15 protein-coding genes and 1 pseudogene are annotated in these 19997 nt (G+C 58.9%); 11 read left to right on the forward strand and 5 right to left on the reverse strand.

Annotated elements, in window-relative coordinates; all coding sequences use genetic code 11:
- Positions 1-35: 35 nt before the first annotated feature.
- A complete protein-coding gene (gene prpF, locus EYC95_RS26670) occupies positions 36-1226 on the forward strand; it encodes a 2-methylaconitate cis-trans isomerase PrpF (RefSeq protein WP_131062990.1) in 1191 nt (396 codons plus the stop codon).
- Between the two features lie 214 nt (positions 1227-1440).
- A complete protein-coding gene (gene prpD, locus EYC95_RS26675; protein ID WP_131062991.1) occupies positions 1441-2925 on the forward strand; it encodes a 2-methylcitrate dehydratase in 1485 nt (494 codons plus the stop codon).
- 86 nt (positions 2926-3011) lie between these two features.
- Here the strand turns inward: prpD and EYC95_RS26680 are convergent, their stop codons facing one another.
- The gene (locus EYC95_RS26680) at positions 3012-3899 is read right to left on the reverse strand and encodes a DMT family transporter (RefSeq protein ID WP_165557511.1); all 888 of its coding nucleotides are present in this window, start codon (positions 3897-3899) and stop codon (positions 3012-3014) included.
- Positions 3900-4036: 137 nt separating this feature from the next.
- Between EYC95_RS26680 and EYC95_RS26685 the strand changes: the two genes are divergently transcribed.
- Positions 4037-5446, forward strand: a complete 1410-nt coding sequence (locus EYC95_RS26685) for a PLP-dependent aminotransferase family protein (RefSeq protein WP_131062993.1) — start codon at positions 4037-4039, stop codon at positions 5444-5446.
- Between the two features lie 107 nt (positions 5447-5553).
- Here the strand turns inward: EYC95_RS26685 and EYC95_RS26690 are convergent, their stop codons facing one another.
- Complete coding sequence (locus tag EYC95_RS26690) at positions 5554-6372, reverse strand: pyruvate, water dikinase regulatory protein (RefSeq protein ID WP_131062994.1); 819 nt, start codon at positions 6370-6372, stop codon at positions 5554-5556.
- A 174-nt stretch (positions 6373-6546) separates the two neighbouring features.
- On the opposite strand from EYC95_RS26690, the gene ppsA reads away from it, so the two are divergent.
- The 8 genes from ppsA to EYC95_RS26730 all read left to right on the forward strand — a co-directional run bounded on the left by ppsA (position 6547) and on the right by EYC95_RS26730 (position 14698).
- Entirely contained in the window at positions 6547-8922 is a 2376-nt protein-coding gene (gene ppsA, locus EYC95_RS26695) for a phosphoenolpyruvate synthase (protein ID WP_131062995.1), read from the forward strand.
- A gap of 192 nt (positions 8923-9114) precedes the next feature.
- On the forward strand, positions 9115-10104 hold the full coding sequence (locus EYC95_RS26700; protein ID WP_131062996.1) for an alpha/beta fold hydrolase: 990 nt from the start codon (positions 9115-9117) through the stop codon (positions 10102-10104).
- A 121-nt stretch (positions 10105-10225) separates the two neighbouring features.
- Positions 10226-10717: a ribonuclease E activity regulator RraA gene (gene rraA / locus EYC95_RS26705; RefSeq protein ID WP_027922555.1), complete on the forward strand. Its 492-nt coding sequence runs from the start codon at positions 10226-10228 to the stop codon at positions 10715-10717.
- 26 nt (positions 10718-10743) lie between these two features.
- Positions 10744-11739 carry a zinc transporter ZntB gene (locus EYC95_RS26710; RefSeq protein ID WP_131062997.1) on the forward strand — a complete coding sequence of 332 codons (996 nt, stop codon included), beginning with the start codon at positions 10744-10746 and terminating at the stop codon, positions 11737-11739.
- A 63-nt stretch (positions 11740-11802) separates the two neighbouring features.
- On the forward strand, positions 11803-12051 hold the full coding sequence (locus tag EYC95_RS26715; RefSeq protein WP_007944521.1) for a hypothetical protein: 249 nt from the start codon (positions 11803-11805) through the stop codon (positions 12049-12051).
- A gap of 2 nt (positions 12052-12053) precedes the next feature.
- A complete protein-coding gene (locus EYC95_RS26720; protein WP_008027407.1) occupies positions 12054-12878 on the forward strand; it encodes a mechanosensitive ion channel domain-containing protein in 825 nt (274 codons plus the stop codon).
- 87 nt (positions 12879-12965) lie between these two features.
- The gene (sigX, locus tag EYC95_RS26725; protein ID WP_131062998.1) at positions 12966-13556 is read left to right on the forward strand and encodes an RNA polymerase sigma factor SigX; all 591 of its coding nucleotides are present in this window, start codon (positions 12966-12968) and stop codon (positions 13554-13556) included.
- A 107-nt stretch (positions 13557-13663) separates the two neighbouring features.
- Positions 13664-14698, forward strand: coding sequence for an OmpA family protein (locus EYC95_RS26730; protein WP_131062999.1), 1035 nt, complete (start codon positions 13664-13666; stop codon positions 14696-14698).
- An 84-nt stretch (positions 14699-14782) separates the two neighbouring features.
- Here EYC95_RS26730 and cobA read toward each other — a convergent pair whose 3' ends face one another.
- The 3 genes and pseudogenes from cobA to EYC95_RS26745 form a co-directional block, all read right to left on the reverse strand.
- Entirely contained in the window at positions 14783-15547 is a 765-nt protein-coding gene (cobA, locus tag EYC95_RS26735; protein ID WP_131063000.1) for a uroporphyrinogen-III C-methyltransferase, read from the reverse strand.
- 10 nt (positions 15548-15557) lie between these two features.
- Complete coding sequence (locus EYC95_RS26740) at positions 15558-18272, reverse strand: molybdopterin-dependent oxidoreductase (protein ID WP_371928438.1); 2715 nt, start codon at positions 18270-18272, stop codon at positions 15558-15560.
- A 2-nt stretch (positions 18273-18274) separates the two neighbouring features.
- A pseudogene (locus EYC95_RS26745) lies at positions 18275-19531 on the reverse strand (NAD(P)/FAD-dependent oxidoreductase); the annotation flags it as partial.
- Positions 19532-19997: the final 466 nt, after the last annotated feature.

Genomic DNA, 19997 nt, shown 5'->3' on the forward strand with positions numbered 1-19997 from the left:
ATTTCAAGTCCCTTGCCCGCTATGAAGGAGCACCAATGGCTCACGTACCTCAAATCAAAATCCCCGCCACCTACATGCGCGGCGGCACCAGCAAAGGCGTGTTTTTCAGCCTGAAAGACTTGCCCGAAGTTGCACAGATTCCCGGTCCGGCTCGCGATGCATTACTGCTGCGCGTGATCGGCAGCCCCGACCCGTACGACAAGCAAATCGACGGCATGGGCGGCGCGACGTCCAGCACCAGCAAAACCGTGATCCTGTCGAAAAGCATCAAGGCTGATCACGACGTCGATTACCTGTTCGGTCAGGTCTCCATCGACAAGCCTTTCGTCGACTGGAGCGGCAACTGCGGCAACCTGTCAGCCGCTGTCGGTTCGTTCGCCATCAGCAATGGTCTGGTGGACCCCAGCCGCATTCCGCACAACGGTGTGGCCGTGGTTCGCGTGTGGCAGGCCAACATCGGCAAGACCATCATTGCCCACGTGCCGATCACCAACGGTGAAGTGCAGGAAACCGGTGATTTCGAACTCGACGGCGTGACCTTTCCCGCCGCCGAAGTGCAGGTCGAATTCATGGACCCGTCAGCGGAAGAAGAGGGCGGCGGCGGTTCGATGTTCCCCACCGGGAATCTGGTGGATGACTTGGAGGTGCCGGGTGTCGGGACCTTCAAGGCGACCATGATCAATGCCGGCATCCCGACGATTTTCGTCAACGCCGAAGACATTGGTTACACCGGTACCGAGTTGCAGGGCGCGATCAATAGCGATCCGAAAGCGTTGGTGATGTTCGAAACCATTCGGGCTTACGGCGCGTTGCGCATGGGCTTGATCAAGGATCTGGACGAAGCGGCCAAGCGTCAGCACACGCCGAAGGTTGCCTTCGTGGCCAAGCCTGCGGACTACGTTGCTTCGAGTGGCAAAGCGATTGCGGCGGGTGATGTCGACCTGCTGGTGCGCGCGTTGTCGATGGGTAAGTTGCATCACGCAATGATGGGCACGGCGGCGGTGGCGATCGGTACGGCGGCGGCGATTTCCGGCACGTTGGTGAATCTTGCGGCGGGCGGTATCGAACGCAATGCTGTGCGCTTTGGGCATCCGTCCGGCACCTTGCGCGTGGGTGCTGAAGCCAGCCAGGTGAACGGTGAATGGACCGTGAATAAGGCCATCATGAGCCGCAGTGCGCGGGTGTTGATGGAAGGGTTTGTTCGTGTGCCGGGTGATTCTTTCTAACCCGGATCCCGAGATAAATACAAAACTCGGTGGGAGCGGGCTTGCTCGCGAAAGCGGTGGGTCAGTCGACGTCAATATTGGATGTCAGTCAGCCTTCGCGAGCAAGCCCGCTCCCACATTTGATCTCCATTTTCAAAATAAGAAAGTAGTAACCGACTGAGATTTAACCTGAACCGAGGTCCCATCAACGAACCACTTCAAGAGTGAATCGAACATGAGCGCCAACGTCGACCTGAACAACCGACCCGACTACGACACGGTCCTGCAGGACATCGCCGATTACGTCCTGACCTTCAAAATTGAATCCCAAGAAGCATTGGACACCGCCCGCAACTGCCTGATGGACACCCTCGGCTGCGGTCTCCTGGCCCTGCGTTTCCCCGAATGCACCAAACACCTTGGCCCGATCGTCGAAGGCACCGTCGTTCCGTTCGGCGCTCGCGTCCCCGGCACCCCTTACCGTCTCGATCCAGTCAAAGCGGCGTGGGACATCGGTTGCATCGTCCGCTGGCTCGACTACAACGACACTTGGCTTGCGGCCGAGTGGGGGCATCCGTCCGATAACCTCGGCGGCATTCTCGCGGTGGCCGATCACCTGTCGCAAAAACGCCTGGCAAATGGCGACGCACCGCTGACCGTTCGCGCGGTACTCGAAGCCATGATCATGGCCCACGAGATCCAGGGCGTGATCGCGCTGGAAAACTCCTTCAATCGTGTAGGCCTCGATCACGTCATCCTGGTGAAAGTCGCCTCGACCGCTGTCACCGCCAAGCTGATGGGCGCCAATCGCGAGCAGATGTTGTCCGCGTTGTCCCATGCCTTCGCCGACGGTCAGGCGCTGCGCACTTACCGGCATGCGCCGAATGCCGGGTCGCGTAAATCCTGGGCGGCCGGTGATGCGTCCAGTCGCGGTGTGCGTCTGGCGGACATTGCGATGCGCGGTGAGATGGGCATTCCCGGCGTGCTGACCGCCAAACAGTGGGGCTTTTACGACGTATTGTTCAGCCACACCAACAACGATCTGGCGCTCAAGCTTGAAGACAAACGCGTGTTCAGCTTCTCCCGAAAGTACGGCAGCTACGTGATGGAGAACGTGCTGTTCAAGATCAGCTTTCCGGCCGAGTTCCACGCACAAACCGCTTGCGAAGCCGCTGTCACCCTGCATCCGCAAGTCAGAAATCGCCTGCACGAAATCGACAAAATCGTCATCACCACCCACGAATCGGCGATCCGCATCATCTCCAAGGTCGGCCCGCTGGCCAACGCCGCGGACCGTGACCATTGCCTTCAGTACATGACTGCCGTGCCGCTGGCGTTCGGCAATCTGGTGGCCGAGCAGTACGAGGACGACTTCCACGCGGCGCATCCGATCATCGACGTGCTGCGCGAAAAAATGGTTATCGTCGAAGACCCGCGTTATACCCGCGAATACCTGGAACCCGACAAACGCTCGATTGCCAACGCGGTGCAGGTGTTCTTCAAGGACGGCTCCAGCACCGAGAACGTGTTGGTGGAGTATCCGATCGGCCATCGTCGACGCCGTGCCGCCGGGATTGCGCTGCTGGAAGACAAGTTCAAGGCCAACCTGGCGACGCGCTTTACCGCGCAGCGCAGCGCCGAGATTTTTGCGTTGTGTAAGGACCAAGCGAAGCTTGAAGCCACTCCGGTGAACCGATTTGTCGACCTGTTCGTGATCTAAACAAAACCCTGTAGGAGCCAGGCTTGCCGGCGAAGGCGTACTTGAGGGCGCCTTCGCCGGCAAGCCTGGCTCCTACAGGATCGTGTTCAGCCGTTGAGCCATTTATCGACCGGCAACTTGGTGATGGCGAACCCAGTAAGCAACACCGCCGAATACCCCATCAACTCCCGTGTCAGACTTTGCCCCTCATACCAGGCACCGATGATCACCGCGAACACCGGAAAGATGATGAACACAAACGACAGAATGATCGGGCTCAGTCGCTTGAGCAGCAAAAAGTAAACGATAAACCCGCCCACCGACGCCACTAGCCCCAGATAGAGCAGGGCGCCCCACGAACGTGCGGTGATGTTATCGAACACCGGAGCTTCAAAGCGCAGCCCCGCCACAAACAGCATCAAACCGGCCAGGCCGATGGGGAGCGTGTTGTAAGTAATCACGCTGATCGCACTGCCTTGCTTCTTGGTGACCACGTAGCACAGCGCATGCATCACCGCCGCGGTCAGAATCGCCAGCACCCCGAAGAACTCGACATGGTCCAGGTGCAAGCCCTGACTGCGGATAATCATGAACAGACTGCCGAACCCGATGGCGATGCCGATCACTTGCGAGGGATAGATTTTCTCCCGCAGCAATACCGCCGAAAAGATCAGGATGAACACCGGCATGCAGCTGAACAGCAGCGCCGTCAGACCAGACGAAACGTGCATCTCGCCGTAGTTGAGCAAGTAGTACGGCAGGCTGAAGTACGAGAGCGTGACGAAGACAAAGAACCCGCGGCTTTCCTTCGGAAACAGCAGCGGTTCGCGGCGCAGCAGGGCAAAGCTGAGGAACAACGGAAAGGCGATCAGGAACCTCAACCCCGCGGCAGTGAGTGGCGGCACACTTTCAACTGCAATCTTGATCCCGAGCCACGTCGTGCCCCAGCTCAGGCAAACGATCAGGAACAACACGCTGGTGACCAGGGCGGCCAGCCAGGGTTTTGCGGTACTTGAAGGCGCGCTGACGGCAATGGACATGATCGAGCTCCTGTTGTTGTCGGAATTGACCTTCATCCGCAAAAGGTCTATCCCTGATTGGACCTGTTTTAAGCACGCTATTCGGGACTGTAATGACTGTCAAAACAAGTATTGCCATGGTGTCAATCCTGCGCGACGGCCTCGTCAACGGTCTGGGTGTGAAATACAAACGCCTTGCTGAGGCTGTCGGAAAAGGCATTGCCGAGGGGCTGATCGAGCCCGGCTGCAAATTACCGCCTCACCGACTGTTGGCCGACAGCCTCCAAGTGACCATCGGCACCATCAGCCGTGCTTACGGGGAACTCGAACGTGTGGGTTTGGTAGTCGCTCGCGTAGGAGATGGCACGTATGTGCGTCAGCGCGGGATGGAACGACCGCGGGACCGTGGCTTTCGCAATGTCAGCGATGAACCGCAGGCGTTTTTCGACATGAGCCGCAATCAACCGATTCCGGGGCAGGAAGCGCTGTTTTTGAGTCAGAGCCTGCAAGCGTTGTCCCTAGATCCTGAGGCGTTGCAACACATCAGCGGCTACACCGCCGATGTCGGTTTGCAACGCTATCGTGCGGCGGGCGCGAAATGGCTCAGCCATCAAGAATTTGTCCCGAGCGCCGAGCAGATCGTTTGCGTGAACGGCGGCCAACACGGTCTGTTGTGTGCCTTGATGGGGTTGCTCAAGGCGGGCGATACGTTGGTGACGGAGCACCTGACCTACCCGGGGCTGATCAGCGTCGCACGCCAACTCGGGATAAAACTCATCGGTGCCGGGATGGATGATGAAGGGCTGATGCCCGATGCCCTGGAGGAGGTTTGCCGCAACCATCGTGTCTCAGCACTGTATTGCACGCCGACGATCCAGAATCCTACGGCTGCAGTGATGTCCGTCGCACGACGCGAGGCGATTGCAGAGCTGTGTCGTCAGCACAATTTGCTGATCTTCGAAGACGAAGCCCATGCCGTGCTGGCGCAACAGCGTCCGTTACCGCTCAGCTATTTTGCCCCGGAGCGCTCGGTGCTGATCGGCAGTTTGAGCAAGGCCGTATCGGCAGGTTTGCGGGTCGGTTACCTGCATGCGCCGCAACCGTTGATCGGACGCTTGAGCGCAGCGGTGCGCGGGACGTGCTGGATGGCCAGCCCGCTGTCGCTGGAAGTGGCGAGTCTGTGGATAGAAAACGGGATTGCCAAGCAGTTGCTGGGCCAGCAAATTGTTGAGATCGGTCGGCGCAAGGCGTTGATCAGTGGGCTGCTGGAGGGTTTGGCGTACAAAACCCATCCCCATAGTCCGCACTTCTGGATTGAAGTGCCTGAGCCTTGGCGGGCGTCGCAGATTGCGGCCGAACTCAAGGAGAATAATTATCTGATCTCCACCGCCGAGGCGTTTGCGGTCGGGCATGGGGCGGTGCCGCAGTTTGTTCGGGCAAGTGTTTGTAATTCGGCGGGGGATGATCGGTTGTTGCTGAAAGGGTTTGAGGCGTTGGTGGGGGCATTAACTGAAACCGTGTAATCGTTCTTCGCGGGCAAGCCTCGCTCCTACACGGTTCTGCATGGCTTCAGAATTCAAGTGTAGGAGCGAGGCTTGCCCGCGAAGCTGGTCTGGCAGGCGCTAAAAAACTACTTGAACCGCCGCTCCACACCTTTCTCCACCAGGATCTTCGCCGAAATCTCTTCCACCGAAAAATGCGTGGAATTGATGTGCGGAATGTTCTCGCGGCGGAACAGATTTTCCACCTCGCGCACTTCGAATTCGCACTGGGCGTAGCTCGAATAGCGGCTGTTGGGCTTGCGCTCATTGCGGATCGCGGTGAGGCGGTCCGGGTCGATGGTCAGGCCGAACAGTTTGTGCTGGTGGGCACGCAGGGTGCCTGGCAGTTGCAGGCGCTCCATGTCGTCTTCGGTCAGCGGGTAGTTGGCCGCGCGGATGCCAAATTGCATGGCCATGTACAGGCACGTCGGCGTCTTACCACAACGCGACACGCCCACCAGGATCAGGTCCGCCTTGTCGTAATAATGCGTGCGCGCACCGTCGTCGTTGTCGAGGGCGAAGTTCACCGCCTCGATCCGCTCCATGTAATTGGAGTTGCTGCCAATCGAGTGGGACTTGCCGACGGTGTACGAAGAATGCTCGGTCAGTTCCTGTTCAAGCGGCGCCAGAAAGGTCGAGAAAATGTCGATCATGAAACCATTGGACGTTGCGAGGATCTCACGGATGTCCTGATTGACAATGGTGTCGAAGATGATCGGCCGAAAGCCGTCGTTTTCGGCGGCTTTGTTGATTTGTTGTACCATGGCCCGCGCTTTATCCACGTTGTCGATGTAGGGACGCGTGAATTTGCTGAAGGTAATGTTTTCGAACTGCGCCAGGAGGCTTTGGCCGAGGGTTTCGGCTGTAATGCCGGTGCCGTCGGAAATAAAGAAAGCAGATCGTTTCATTTGCACCTTGGGCCTTAAGCTAATGATCATTCTTGGATATGATAGGCGCGATTTGCCGGCCGCCAGTGGCCCGCATTCTCACTTATTTTCCAGGTCCCGGCCATACAGCTGGCAAATGCTCCCCCGAGCAGCCGGCTTCTGAGCTTTTCCAACACAGTTAGTGGAGAGATCACCTTGGTAGAGTACGTAGTTTCCCTCGATAAGCTCGGCGTCCATGATGTAGAGCACGTGGGGGGCAAGAACGCATCCCTCGGCGAGATGATCAGTAACCTTGCAGGTGCCGGTGTATCGGTGCCCGGTGGCTTCGCCACGACAGCTCAGGCTTATCGTGATTTTCTGGAACTGAGCGGCCTGAACGATCAGATCCACGCCGCCCTCGACGCCCTGGACGTCGATGATGTCAACGCCCTGGCCAAGACCGGCGCCCAGATCCGCCAATGGATCATGGAAGCCGAATTCCCCGAGAAGCTCAACGCCGAGATCCGCACTGCGTTCGCTACGCTGTCGGTCGGCAACCCTGACATGGCCGTGGCCGTGCGCTCTTCCGCCACCGCCGAAGACCTGCCGGACGCTTCCTTTGCCGGTCAGCAGGAAACCTTCCTGAACATCCGTGGTGTCGAAAACGTCATTCGCGCCGCCAAAGAGGTGTTCGCTTCGCTGTTTAACGACCGCGCCATTTCCTATCGCGTGCACCAGGGCTTCGACCACAAGCTGGTGGCCCTGTCGGCCGGCGTGCAGCGCATGGTCCGCTCCGAAACCGGCACCGCCGGCGTGATGTTCACCCTCGATACCGAGTCGGGCTTCCGTGACGTGGTGTTCATCACCGGCGCCTACGGCCTGGGTGAAACCGTCGTACAAGGCGCGGTGAACCCGGATGAGTTCTACGTTCACAAAGGCACGCTGGCAGCCGGTCGTCCGGCGATCCTGCGTCGCAACCTGGGCAGCAAAGCCATCAAGATGATCTACGGCGAAGTCGCCACGGCCGGTAAATCGGTCAAGACCATCGACGTGGACAAGGCTGATCGCGCACGTTTCTGCCTGAGCGATGCCGAAGTCAGCGAACTGGCCAAACAAGCGATGATCATCGAGAAGCACTACAAGTGCCCGATGGACATCGAATGGGCCAAAGACGGCGACGACGGCAAGCTCTACATCGTTCAGGCCCGTCCTGAAACCGTGAAGAGCCGTACCTCGGCCAACGTCATGGAACGCTACCTGTTGAAAGAAACCGGCACCGTGCTGGTTGAAGGTCGCGCCATCGGCCAGCGCATCGGCGCCGGCAAGGTGCGGATCATCAAGGACGTGTCCGAGATGGACAAAGTCCAGCCTGGCGACGTTCTGGTCTCCGACATGACCGACCCGGACTGGGAGCCGGTCATGAAACGCGCCAGCGCCATCGTCACCAACCGTGGCGGTCGTACCTGCCACGCGGCGATCATCGCTCGCGAGCTGGGCATCCCGGCCGTGGTCGGTTGCGGCAACGCCACCCAGCTGTTGAAAGACGGCCAGGGCGTGACCGTGTCCTGCGCTGAAGGCGACACCGGTTACATCTTCGAAGGTGAACTGGGCTTCGACATCAAGAAAAACTCCGTGGACGCCATGCCTGATCTGCCATTCAAGATCATGATGAACGTCGGCAACCCGGATCGTGCCTTCGACTTCGCGCAACTGCCGAACGCCGGTGTGGGCCTGGCCCGTCTGGAGTTCATCATCAACCGCATGATCGGTGTCCACCCCAAAGCGCTGTTGAACTACGACGGTCTGCCACAGGAAATCAAGGACAGCGTCGACAAACGCATTGCCGGTTACGACGATCCGGTCGGCTTCTACGTCGAGAAGCTGGTTGAAGGCATCAGCACCCTGGCCGCTGCGTTCACCCCGAAAAAGGTCATCGTGCGTCTGTCGGACTTCAAGTCCAACGAATACGCGAACCTGATCGGCGGCAAGCTCTACGAGCCGGAAGAAGAAAACCCGATGCTGGGCTTCCGTGGCGCCTCGCGTTACATCAGCGAAGCGTTCCGTGACTGCTTCGAGCTCGAGTGCCGTGCCATCAAGCGCGTGCGCAACGAGATGGGCCTGACCAACGTTGAAATCATGGTGCCGTTCGTCCGTACCCTGGGCGAAGCGAGCCAGGTGATCGATCTGTTGGCCGAAAATGGCCTGGCCCGCGGCGAGAACGGTTTGCGCATCATCATGATGTGCGAACTCCCTTCCAACGCGATCCTCGCTGAAGAATTCCTTGAGTTCTTCGACGGTTTCTCCATCGGCTCCAACGACCTGACTCAGCTGACGCTGGGCCTGGACCGTGACTCCGGGATCATCGCTCACCTGTTCGACGAGCGTAATCCAGCGGTCAAGAAGCTGTTGGCCAACGCGATTCAGGCGTGCAACAAGGCTGGCAAGTACATCGGCATTTGCGGTCAGGGCCCTTCGGACCACCCTGATCTGGCCAAATGGCTGATGGAACAGGGCATCGAAAGCGTTTCGTTGAACCCCGATTCCGTACTGGAAACCTGGTTCTTCCTGGCTGAAGGTCAAGCGCCGGCTTGATGGTGTGAGTGAAAGGGCCGCTTCCTGTAGGAGCGAGACCGGCTTGCCGGCGAAGACGGACTGACATCCAGCATGGGTGTCGGCTGATATACCGCTTTCGCGAGCAGGCTCGCTCCTACACGGGCTGGCCTTTTTAGAGATTCAAGTAGGGCGGGCTCCTCTGTATGCCGCCCTTTTTTGTGCAAGAGCATTATGCAAAGCAGCAGCAACCTATTTCCTGTCGCCCTGATCAGCGCCGAGCGGCGCGGCGATCTGAGCGAAGATGTCTATCGTCTGAAACCCGGCAACAGTCCTGATGGCACTGTGGAGTTGGCTGTGACCCGTTTGGGCATGGCGGACGAGCCCGCGCACGGTGGCGTGCCGGTGATTCTGTTGCACGGCAGCTTTTCCAATCGCCGGTTCTGGTTCTCGCCGAAAGGGCTTGGCCTGGGCGCCTACCTGACGCGTCTGGGATTCGATGTCTGGATTCCCGAAATGCGCGGTCACGGCCTGTCCCAGCGCAATCAGAACTACCGCAAGAACCGCGTTGCCGACTACGCCCGTTACGATCTGCCGGCCATTGGCGCCTTTGTGCGCGAGCAGAGCGGCCAGGTCCCGCACTGGATCGGTCACTCGCTGGGCGGCATCACGCTGGCGGCGGCGTTGGGTGGCGAATACATCGGCGAACCTGTGGTCGCATCTGCGGCGTTCTTCGGTACGCAGGTCAGTCGCACTTACTGGCCGTTGAAAATTCCACCGGTGGAGTGGAGCGGGCGCTTCATTCTCAAGCGTTTCGCCCAGCTGTCCGGTTCACGGCTCAAGCGCGGCCCGGAGGATGAGCCGATTGGCCTGGCCCTGGAAAGCATGCGCTGGTATGGCCTGTTCGGACGCTTCGGCGATGCGGACAAGGACTGGTGGGCGGGATTGGCCGAGGTTCAATTGCCAGTACTGGCCGTAAGCGCTGCCGGCGATCATCAGGATCCGGCGTGGGCGTGCCGCAAGCTGTTCGATCAGGTGGATTCCGAGCACAAGCAATTCATCAACCTTGGCCGCGAGCAGGGCTTTGGCGATAATTTCGGTCACGTGGAAATGCTCGTCAGCAAAGCCGCTCAGGCCGAAGTCTGGCCGTTGGTGGCGCGCTGGCTGGCCGATCAGCAAACGCCTTTGTTGGGAGAAAAGCCGGATTTGGCCGCGGCGGTCTGAGCCTGATGCTCTAACAAGGGCATTTCGCTCTGTTCGGCTTGCGGCTAAGATATGACGCATTGTGCTGTTCCGGTCACTTTACGACATCCTCGATTGTCTTCCTCTTTACAGGAGTTTCTCGATGAACCATTACCTTACGCCTGACCTGTGCGACGCCTACCCGGAGCTGGTGCAGGTGCTGGAACCGATGTTCAGCAATTTCGGTGGCCGTGATTCGTTCGGCGGCGAAATCGTGACCATCAAGTGCTTCGAAGACAACTCGCTGGTCAAGGAACAAGCCGAGCTCAAGGGTAATGGCAAGGTGTTGGTGGTCGATGGAGGCGGTTCCCTGCGTCGTGCGCTGCTGGGCGACATGATCGCCGAGAAAGCCGCGAAAAACGGTTGGGAAGGGCTGGTGATCTACGGCTGCATCCGTGACGTCGACGTCATCGCGCAAACCGACCTGGGCGTTCAGGCGCTGGCCAGCCATCCGATGAAGACCGACAAGCGCGGCATCGGCGATCTCAACGTGGCGGTGACCTTTGCGGGCGTGACGTTCCACCCAGGCCATTACATTTATGCGGACAACAACGGCGTGATCATCTCGCCAAGCCCGCTGAAGATGCCTGAATAAAGCCGCGAATCAACAAAGGGGTGAGGATGTTCGAGGAAGACAACGCGCAGTGGGGGCTGGTGCATGCCCTGGTGCTGGATGGTAAAGGCGGCGCGCGTTCGATAGCCCGGACTGAACTCGATGACTTGCAGCTGCAGGCCCATGAAAGCCTGTGGCTGCACTGGGATCGCAGTCACCCGCAAACCCGCACCTGGCTGCGCACATCCAGTGGTTTGAGTGAATTCAGCTGCGACCTGCTGCTCGAAGAGAACACCCGGCCTCGTCTTTTGCCGCTGCCGGACTCCGAACTGCTGCTGTTTCTGCGTGGGGTCAACCTGAACCCGGGCGCGGAGCCGGAAGACATGGTCTCGGTGCGGATCTTCGCCTCCGCCCAGCGCGTCATTTCCCTGCGTTTGCGTCCATTGCGAGCCACTGATGAGTTGCTGGTGCAACTGGCCGATGGCAAAGGGCCGAAAAGCGCGTCCGAACTCATCCTTTATATGGCTCAGTACCTCACCAATAAGGTGCAGGATCTGGTCAGTTGCCTCTCGGAAGTGGTCGATGAGGAAGAAGAAAAGCTGGATGCCGACGAGCGGTATACACCCGAGCACGGCGCCATTTTGCAGATCCGTCGAAGGGCTGCTGCGCTGAAACGTTTCCTGGCTCCGCAACGGGATATTTTCGGACAGCTCACGCGGATAAAACTGCCCTGGTTCGTCGAAGACGATGGTGATTACTGGAACGAATTGAACAACAGCCTGACCCGTTATCTCGAGGAGCTGGAATTGGCCCGGGAGCGGGTGGGGCTGGTCCTCGAGGCCGAGGACAGACGTTTGAGCGTGCGCATGAACCGCACGATGTACCGCTTCGGGATCATCACCGGGATCTTCTTGCCGATGAGTTTTCTGGCCGGTCTGTTGGGCATAAATGTCGGTGGCATTCCGTTCTCGGCAAGCCCTTATGGCTTCCTGATCGCGTGCCTGATGATGGTCTCGGTGGCGCTCGGTCAGTGGTGGTTATTCCGCCGCTTGCGCTGGGTGTGACGATGACTCATGTGACCCGGGCAAATTTGACCGCGTCTTTCACAGACATCACGAGAGGTGCGTATGCACGATCCGTTTGAACAGTCTTTGCGCGACATGCTAAACGCTTCGCCGTCCACCCGTGACGACGATGCGTGCCTTGGGCGTGTCCTGAAAACCGCCAACCGCCAGGTCGGCGCCGGTGATCTGTTCAGCCTGCTGGGCCGCTGGTTGCCCGCGCTGATGATTGCCCTCAATAACGGCTCGGCCCACGTCTCGCCGGTATCCCGTCACCGTAAACCTACCGTTCGCACCGCTGATAAGGCTGATTGAATATGGAACTTGATCTCTGGACTCAGAGCCTCGTCACTGCAATGACTGCGTTATGGACCAAGGTGGCAAATTTCATTCCGAACCTGTTCGGCGCACTGGTCGTGCTGCTGTTGGGTTTTGTCGTTGCGAAACTTTTGGACACTTTGCTGTCCAAGTTGCTCGCCAAGCTTGGGCTCGATCGCCTGATGGGCGGCACCGGACTGACCAAATTGCTGTCCCGGGCCGGCCTTCAAGTGCCGATCTCGACCTTGATTGGCAAGATTGTCTATTGGTTCGTTTTGCTGATTTTTCTGGTTTCTGCCGCAGAATCCCTTGGACTTGAGAGAGTTTCGGCTACGCTGGACATGCTTGCGCTGTATTTGCCGAAAGTATTTGGCGCCGCGCTGGTGCTGCTGGTGGGTGTTTTGCTGGCGCAACTGGCCAATGGGCTGGTGCGTGGCGCCGCAGAGGGTGTAGGGCTGGATTATGCTGCGGGCCTGGGGCGAATTGCTCAGGGCCTGGTGATTATCATCAGTATTTCGGTCGCAATCAGCCAGTTGGAGGTCAAGACTGACCTGCTCAACCATGTGATTGTGATCGTATTGATTACCGTTGGTCTGGCGGTTGCGCTGGCAATGGGATTGGGAAGCCGGGAAATTGCCGGTCAGATTCTTGCGGGAATCTATGTGCGTGAGTTGTATCAGGTTGGGCAACAAGTGCGTGTTGGCGAGGTCGAAGGTCAGATCGAAGAGATCGGCACGGTTAAAACCACATTGCTGACCGATGAGGGTGAGCTAGTCTCTCTCTCCAATCGGATTCTCCTGGAGCAGCATGTGAGTAGCCGCTAACCCGGCAAACCCTGCTAATGTATGCCGCCGCAAAGTGCCCTGTAAGGGTTGCGGCGGACATTGACCTGACTGTCGGCCCGACTTGTTTTGAATAAAGCTCAATCGCTCTCCACGCGCTACGACCCCCGCGAGCTCTCTGATGAGGAGTTGGTCGCGCGCTCGCATACCGAGCTGTTTCACGTAACACGCGCCTATGAAGAACTGATGCGGCGTTACCAACGAACATTATTTAACGTCTGTGCACGATATCTGGGGAACGATCGCGACGCAGACGATGTCTGTCAGGAAGTGATGTTGAAGGTGCTGTATGGCCTGAAGAACTTCGAGGGCAAATCGAAGTTCAAGACGTGGCTCTACAGCATCACGTACAACGAATGCATCACACAGTATCGGAAGGAACGGCGAAAGCGTCGCTTGATGGATGCTTTGAGTCTGGACCCCCTCGAGGAAGCATCTGAAGAAAAGATGCCGAAACCCGAGGATAAGGGTGGACTCGATCGCTGGCTGGTGTATGTGAACCCGATCGACCGTGAAATTCTGGTGCTACGATTTGTCGCAGAGCTGGAATTTCAGGAGATCGCAGACATCATGCACATGGGTTTGAGTGCGACAAAAATGCGGTACAAACGTGCTCTAGATAAATTGCGTGAGAAATTTGCAGGCATTGCTGAAACTTAGTTCGGCGCAAATATCTCTTACGTGTAGGCAAGTTCTGATAGACTTGCCGCCGAGTTGTCCCCCGGTTTGCGGGACTGCTTCACAATCACCAGATGGGGATTTAACGGATGAAACTGAAAAACACCTTGGGCTTGGCCATTGGTTCTTTGATTGCCGCCACTTCGTTCGGCGCTCTGGCACAAGGCCAAGGCGCAGTTGAAATCGAAGGCTTCGCTAAGAAAGAACAATTCGACAGCGCTCGTAACTTCAAGAACAACGGCAACCTGTTCGGCGGTTCGATCGGTTACTTCCTGACCGACGACGTTGAACTGCGTCTGGCTTACGACGAAGTGCACAACGTGCGTTCCGACGACGGTCGTAACATCAAGGGTGCTAACACCGCTCTGGACGCTCTGTACCACTTCAACAACCCGGGCGACATGCTGCGTCCGTACGTATCGGCTGGCTTCTCCGATCAGAGCATCGGTCAGAACGGTTCGAACGGTCGTAACCGTTCCACCTTCGCCAACGTTGGCGGCGGTGCAAAACTGTACTTCACCGACAACTTCTACGCTCGTGCCGGCGTTGAAGCGCAATACAACATCGACCAGGGCGACACCGAGTGGGCTCCAAGCGTCGGTATCGGTGTGAACTTCGGTGGCGGCTCCAAGCCTGCTGCTGCTCCAGTTCCAGCACCAGCTGAAGTCTGCTCCGACAGCGACAACGATGGCGTGTGCGACAACGTTGACAAGTGCCCGGACACCCCAGCCAACGTAACTGTTGACGCTGATGGCTGCCCAGCAGTTGCTGAAGTTGTTCGTGTTGAGCTGGACGTGAAATTCGACTTCGACAAGTCGGTAGTCAAGCCTAACAGCTACGGCGACATCAAAAACCTCGCTGATTTCATGAAACAGTACCCATCCACCAGCACCACTGTTGAAGGTCACACTGACTCCGTCGGTCCTGACGCTTACAACCAGAAACTGTCCGAGCGTCGTGCAAACGCCGTTAAGCAAGTTCTGACCAACCAGTACGGTGTTGAATCGTCCCGCGTTCAGTCTGTTGGCTACGGCGAATCCCGCCCAGTTGCTGACAACAAAACTGACGCTGGTCGCGCTGTAAACCGTCGCGTAGAAGCGCAGGTTGAAGCTAACGCTAAGTAATTAGTCGCAGCTCTGAGAAAAGCCCGGCTTAGGCCGGGCTTTTCTTTGTCTGCAATTTGGTGAGGGAGGTTGAGTCAGGGAGATTCAGGCTGTTCGATCGGCCGTCATCGCGGGCAAGTCGCGCGCCCACAGAGATTGAGTGCCGCATGCTGCAACTGCGCCAATCACCAGGATCGCCGGGCTTTTCAATTCGAACACTGAGGCGTCTTCTTCCATTGCCGTCAGATCGCTCCGACATTCCCGTTGGTGCGGCAGGGAAGCGTTTTCAATCATCGCCACCGGCGTATCCGCCGCCATCCCCCCAGCCAGCAGTTGCTCGCGAATCTCGCTCAGCTTCGCCACGCCCATGTAAACCACCAGCGTCGTGCCGCCTTGGGCCAGGGCCTGCCAGTTCAGGCTGCTGCCATCCTGAGTGTGGGCGGTGACAAGCGTAACGCCGCGGGCAACGCCTCTGAGTGTCAACGGAATATCGCATTGGGTCGCACCCGCCAGCCCGGCGGTGATGCCGTTGACCAGTTCGACTTCAACACCGCGCTCGCGCAACCAGTGCGCTTCTTCACCACCGCGGCCGAAGATGCACGGATCGCCGCCCTTGAGCCGCACCACGCATTTTCCGTGGCGGGCATAACGCAGCATCAGGCGATGAATGAAGGCTTGAGGCGTGGAGCGACAGCCGCCGCGTTTGCCCACGGGAATAATCCGCGCGCCCGGGCAATGCTCCAGCACCGCGTCATTGACCAGATCGTCGATCAGCACCACATCCGCTTCTCTCAACGCCCGGACCGCCTTGAGGGTCAGTAATTCAGGGTCCCCGGGACCCGCACCCACCAGCCAGACTTTTGCGCTCATAGTGTTTTCCTCACGAGATGACGGCGATCGGCTGCGCGGCGGCAGCCAGCAGACGCTTGATTTCCGGTACGCAGGAGCCGCATTGCGTGCCACAGCCCAATTCTTGTTTCAGACCCTGCAAGTCCAGGCCACGGCTAATGCCGGCACAGACCGCGCTTTGGCTGACGTTCTTGCAGTTGCACAGGGTTTTTGTGCCCGTTGCCGCTGTTCCAGCGTTGCCCGGTGGCGCGCTTAGCGGTGCCAGCAGCCAGCGCCGCAGTTGTTCGTCGGCGCGGCCCTCAAGCCAAAGGTTTTGCAGCCAGTGTTGGGCGAGGGTTTCGCCGGCCAGGCGAATCGCGGTAATGCGGCCGTTCTCTATTCGCACGCGTTTGCCGATGGAACGCCGTGGGTCGTCGTAGGCCAGTACCGGGCCGTCGTTGAGCTCCAGGCATTGATCGATGTCACGCAGCAGTAGCGGATCTGGCGCAACGGCGCTGGCAGCGCGTATCAGCAGCGCGGGCCGCTCGCGACCGACCAAGCTCAGGCTGGCGTAGGAAAACGCCTCACAGTGCGGGCGTAGCGTCTCAAAATGCTGTTGAACATTGCCCTCGATCAGGACGAATAGCTGCCAAGGCAGTTGCACAGGCTCCAGTCGTACGCCGCTGTGTTTGAGTTCCGGTTGTTTCGACAGCGGATCGAAGGCGGGCAGGGTGAGGGTATTCACGCCGCCCTTGAGAAAGCGGTCGCCAAAATGCATCGGCAGAAAGGCTTGGCCGGGCCGTACGCTGTCGTCGCTTGCGACCGGCACGATCACCGCGCCACGACGACTTTTCAGGCTGATCAAATTGCCGGGTTGCAAGCGATGCCGGCGCAGTTCGTCCGGGTGCAGGCTCAACACGGCTTCACTGACGTGACCGAACAGCTGCGCGGCGGTGCCGGTGCGGCTCATGCCGTGCCATTGATCGCGCAGACGCCCGGTGATCAAGGTCAGAGGAAAGCGTGCGTCGCGTTGTTCCTTGGCCGCGCGATACGGATCAGCCACAAACTGAGCGCGTCCGCTGGCGGTCGGGAACATACCGTCCAGATACAGGCGGGCGGTGCCTTTGCTAGCGCCCATAGGAAAGGGCCATTGCTGAGGACCGAGGCGGTCAATCAGCTCATGACTGATACCGGACAGGTCCAGATCACGCCCACGGGTCAGGTGTTTGTATTCGTCGAAGACTTGCGCCGGCGTTTCAAAGTTAAACAGGCTGTTTTGCCCAGGGCGCAGATGTTTTTCCAGGCGTTGTGCGAAATCTACCGTGATCGCCCAGTCGGCGCGCGCTTCACCCGGTGCGATGATGGCCCGGCGAACGTGAGAAATGCGCCGTTCGGAGTTGGTCACCGTGCCGTCCTTTTCGCCCCAACTGGCGGCGGGCAATAGCAGGTCGGCAAACGCGGCGGTTTCGGTGGTGCGAAAGGCTTCCTGCAACACCACGAACGGGCAAGCCTCCAGTGCGGCGCGCACGGCGGTCTGGTCCGGCAGCGATTGGGCCGGGTTGGTGCAGGCGATCCACAGGGCTTTGATTTTGCCGCTACGAACCTGCTCAAACAACTCGATCGCGGTGAGCCCGGTGTGTTCGGGCAGTTGATCAACGCCCCAATACGCCGCCACTTCCGCGCGATGTTCGGCATTGGCCGCTTCGCGATGGCCTGGCAGCAGGTTCGACAGACTGCCGGTTTCCCGACCGCCCATGGCATTTGGCTGACCGGTCAGGGAGAACGGTCCTGCGCCGGGACGGCCGATTTGCCCGGTGGCCAAGTGCAGATTGATCAGCGCACTGTTTTTAGCGCTGCCGGCAGTGGACTGGTTCAATCCCATGCACCACAGCGACAGAAAACTCTTGGAGGTGCCGACCCATTCAGTGCACTCCTGCAATTGCTCGATGCTGATCCCGCACAGCTGCGACACCCTCTGCGGCGTGTAATCGCGCACCAGGTTCTTCAGCTCGACCAAGCCTTCGGTGTGAGCCTGGATGAAATCGCGGTCAATCCAGTCTTCCCACAGCAGCAGGTGCAGAATCCCATGGAACAAGGCGACATCGGTCCCGGGAAGAATCGCCAGGTGCAGGTCAGCCAAATCGCACGTGTCGGTACGACGTGGGTCAATGACGATGACTTTCATCTGCGGGCGGCGGGATCTGGCTTCTTCCAGGCGACGAAACAGTACCGGGTGGGCGTAGGCCATGTTACTGCCGACGATCATCACGCAGTCGCTCAACTCCAGGTCTTCGTAGCTGCACGGTGGGGCATCGGCCCCCAGGCTGCGCTTGTAGCCGACCACCGCAGACGACATGCACAGCCGCGAATTGCTGTCGATGTTGTTGGTGCCTACCAGCGCGCGCGCCAGTTTGTTGAAGGCGTAGTAGTCCTCGGTCAGCAACTGCCCGGAAATGTAGAACGCCACGCTGTCCGGACCGTGTTCGGCGATGGTTTGGGCGAAGACATGGGTCGCATGGTCAAGGGCGGTGTCCCAGTCGGTGCGGTTGCGGGCCAGGCCTTTGCCGAGGCGCAATTCGGGGTAAAACGCTCGCGCGGTCAAGTCGCCTGTCAGGTGCAAGGTCGACCCCTTGCTGCACAACTTGCCGAAGTTCGCCGGGTGGCTCGGATCGCCGCTGACGCCGAGGATGCGCTTGCCGTCATGCTCGATCAGCACGCCGCAGCCGACCCCGCAGTAGCAGCAGGTGGAAGCGGTGATCTGGTTCATCAGCTTGCTTCCCGGCCTGGGTGTCCTGCGTCGCCAAGGGCCTGCTCCATAAACGAAGAGCCGCCGAACATCAGGTGATCGCGGATCTGCGCGATATCGTGGTTCTCACGAATCTGCCGGAAATACCAACCGCCATCTGCCGTATCGCCGTACAGACAGGCGCCGACCAGCACGTCATCCTTGATCACCAGTTTTTTGTAGACCCCGCCGATCGGGTCGGAGAGGGTGATGGTTTCGGTGCCTTCACCGCCCATGAAATCGCCAGCGGAAAACAGGTCGATGCCGGTGACTTTCAGTTTGGTCGACGTCACCGAACCCTTGTAGGTGGCGAAGCCCAGCTGCGCGAGGTGGTTGGCGCAGACCTTGGCTTGCTCGAACAGCGGCGCGACCAGGCCATAGGCGGTTCCGCGGTGGTTGGCGCATTCGCCGATGGCATAGACCCGAGGGTCGTAGGTTTGCATCGTGTCGTTGACCAGAATTCCGCGATTGCAGGGGATGCCGGTTTTTTCTGCCAGTTCAGTACTTGGGCGAATGCCGGCGGCCATGATCACCAGGTCGGCGGGGATGATGTCGCCGTTCTTGAATTCAACCGAGCCGACCCGGCCATTGCCAGCGTCGTGCAGGGCCTGAGTCTGTTCGTGCAGGCGAAAGTGCAGGCCGCGGCCTTCAAGCGCGGTTTGCAGAAGTTGACCACTGGTTTTATCCAGTTGCCGCTCCAGCAACCACTCGCCGATGTGCACCACGGTGACGTGCATGCCGCGCAGCATCAGGCCGTTTGCGGCTTCGAGGCCGAGCAGGCCGCCACCGATCACCACGGCGTGCTTGTGGGTTTTCGCGGTGTTGATCATGGCCTGGGTGTCGGCAATGTCGCGATAGCCAATCACGCCCTGCAAGGTGTTGCCGGGAATCGGCAGGATGAACGGGGTCGAGCCGGTCGCGATCAGCAGGCGATCGTATTCGGCTTCGGTGCCGTCTTCGGCGATCACGCGGCGTTTGATCCGGTCGATCTCCACCACTTTGCGGTTGAGCAGCAGCTTGATGTTGTTGTCCAGGTACCAGTCGAGATCGTTGAGCACGATCTCTTCGAAAGTCTGCTCACCGGCCAGAACCGGCGACAGCAGGATGCGGTTGTAGTTGGTATGGGGTTCGGCGCCGAAGACGGTGATGTCGTACAGCTCATTGCTCAGCTTGAGCAGTTCTTCCAGGGTGCGGACCCCGGCCATGCCGTTGCCGATCATCACCAGTTTTAGTTTTTTCATCAGGTTCTCCGGGGAGCTCGGACCCGCCTCATCAGGGCTTTCAGGTCTTGCTCGACAAATTTTGCGCAAACAAAAAAAGGCGTCCCGCTAGTTGCCTAGCGAGGACGCCTTTGTCCTGGTCCCGTTCTCTCGGGAAGCGCATCCTTCGTCGTTGAAGGCTGGGCTTTATGTCTGTTGGGAGAGGTAATGCAGTGGTTGTGCCAAGTCGCCAAGGTGGCGGATTTGTTAGGACAGAGGCGGTTTATGCAGGCTGTTATTGCGGCTGATGCACCGAATCGAAGCGTGTTGCCCGCTAATGGAGCGGGTTGCCAATAAATTTGGAGTGACTGTAAGTCCGCCATCACGCCCTGAGCCTTTCCGTCAACGCGGTTTTGCTGTGTCCAGCTCGCTGGTCAACGGTGAGCCGTGCCGGAGCAAGGCCTGTAAATAAACCTTTTCGTCGTACACGGTACTGGTCTTCCAGCAC

This window comes from Pseudomonas sp. BGI-2 (assembly GCF_004310295.1).
GTDB lineage: Bacteria > Pseudomonadota > Gammaproteobacteria > Pseudomonadales > Pseudomonadaceae > Aquipseudomonas.